2 tRNA genes and 1 rRNA gene are annotated in these 779 nt (G+C 46.9%); all 3 read left to right on the top strand.

The features are described from left to right. The first annotated feature begins 95 nt into the window (after window positions 1–95). Window positions 96–172, top strand: a tRNA-Ile gene (locus tag AC1RAC_RS28295). 30 nt (window positions 173–202) lie between these two features. Continuing rightward, window positions 203–278: transfer RNA gene (locus tag AC1RAC_RS28290), tRNA-Ala, on the top strand. Window positions 279–525: 247 nt separating this feature from the next. Beyond that, a 23S ribosomal RNA gene (locus AC1RAC_RS28285) occupies window positions 526–779 on the top strand; the annotation flags it as partial.

Raw genomic sequence — 779 nt, 5'->3', positions numbered from 1 at the left:
GGATCACCTCCTTAATCGACGACATCAGCTGCTCCATAAGTTCCCACACGAATTGCTTGATTCATTGAAGAAGACGAAAGAAGCAGCCCGAAATTGGGTCTGTAGCTCAGTTGGTTAGAGCGCACCCCTGATAAGGGTGAGGTCGGCAGTTCGAATCTGCCCAGACCCACCAATTTTGTGTGGGAAACGCCTGTAGAAATACGGGGCCATAGCTCAGCTGGGAGAGCGCCTGCCTTGCACGCAGGAGGTCAACGGTTCGATCCCGTTTGGCTCCACCACTACTGCTTCTGTTTGTATAAAGCTTAGAAATGAGCATTCCATCGTTGTGATGGTGAATGTTGATTTCTAGTCTTTGACTAGTTCGTTCTTTAAAAATTTGGGTATGTGATAGAAAGATAGACTGAACGTTACTTTCACTGGTAACGGATCAGGCTAAGGTAAAATTTGTGAGTTCTCTTAATTGAGAAATTCGAATTTTCGGCGAATGTCGTCTTCACAGTATAACCAGATTGCTTGGGGTTATATGGTCAAGTGAAGAAGCGCATACGGTGGATGCCTTGGCAGTCAGAGGCGATGAAAGACGTGGTAGCCTGCGAAAAGCTTCGGGGAGTCGGCAAACAGACTTTGATCCGGAGATGTCTGAATGGGGGAACCCAGCCATCATAAGATGGTTATCTTGTACTGAATACATAGGTGCAAGAAGCGAACCAGGGGAACTGAAACATCTAAGTACCCTGAGGAAAAGAAATCAACCGAGATTCCCTTAGTAGTGGCGAGCG

This window comes from Pseudomonas sp. GW823-FHT02F05, from assembly GCF_058797315.1.
This window is presented reverse-complemented; position numbering and strand designations above follow the sequence as displayed.